This is a genomic window from Parasphingorhabdus sp. (genome assembly GCF_036963805.1).
In the GTDB taxonomy this organism is placed as follows: domain Bacteria; phylum Pseudomonadota; class Alphaproteobacteria; order Sphingomonadales; family Sphingomonadaceae; genus Parasphingorhabdus.
On sequence record NZ_JBALUN010000037.1, the window covers coordinates 1 to 938 of the forward strand.

1 protein-coding gene is annotated in these 938 nt (G+C 56.9%); it reads right to left on the reverse strand.

Annotated features, from left to right (window positions below; genetic code table 11):
- Positions 1–11 precede the first annotated feature (11 nt).
- On the reverse strand, positions 12–938 hold a 927-nt coding region (gene wecC, locus V7676_RS18645), incomplete at its 5' end, for a UDP-N-acetyl-D-mannosamine dehydrogenase (protein ID WP_335661057.1).

Consider the following 938-nt stretch of genomic DNA (forward strand, 5'->3'; position numbering starts at 1 on the left):
CGCAGAATTCCTCATGGCCAAATGCCTCGGGAATCCACGACATAACCGCTGGGTTTGGCTGCGGCCTTGAAGGGAGCATGATCTACTAGGAGCACGTGCACGTCAGCGCTGCTTGCGTCTTCAAACGAGGCAAGGGTCAACGCAGCCGCGGCCTTTGGCAAGGCTGCGATATTTGGCTCAATTGCGAGCACGGATTTGAACGCCATTTCCCCAAGTTGGATCGCGATGTCCAAGGCGGGGCTTGTGCGTAGATCGTCGATGTCAGGCTTGAAGGCCAGACCATAGCAGGCCAGCGTTACATCACTAATGCGTTTTTCGGGGTTATCGGCTAGAAACTGACCGACGGCGGTTTGGGTCTTTTCGATCACCCAATTGGGCTTGGCGTCATTGACCTCGCGCGCGGTGCGGATCAGATGGGCTTGATCGGGTGCCGAATTCACGATGAACCAAGGATCGACAGCGATGCAATGGCCACCGACACCGGGACCAGGTTGTAGGATGTTGACCCTAGGATGACGGTTGGCCAGTTGAATTAGCTCCCAGACATTGATGCCTTGGGTGTCGCAGATCATCGACAGCTCGTTGGCAAAAGCGATGTTCACATCGCGAAAGCTGTTTTCGGTCAGCTTGGCCATCTCTGCGGTGCGGGTATCGGTCAAAAGACAATCCCCCTTGACGAAAATCCGGTACAATGCCTCGGCTTCGCGCGAACATAAAGGGGTCATGCCGCCGATGATGCGGTCGTTGGTAATCAGCTCCTGCATAACCTTGCCAGGCAGAACACGCTCAGGGCAATGTGCGATGCGGATATCCGAGGCTTCGCCGTGGGTCTGGGGAAAGGTGAGATCCGGGCGGGCTTTCTGGAGCCAACCGGCCATCTTTTCGGTCGTGCCTACGGGGGAGGTGCTTTCCAGTATCACCAGGCTGCCCACGCGCAG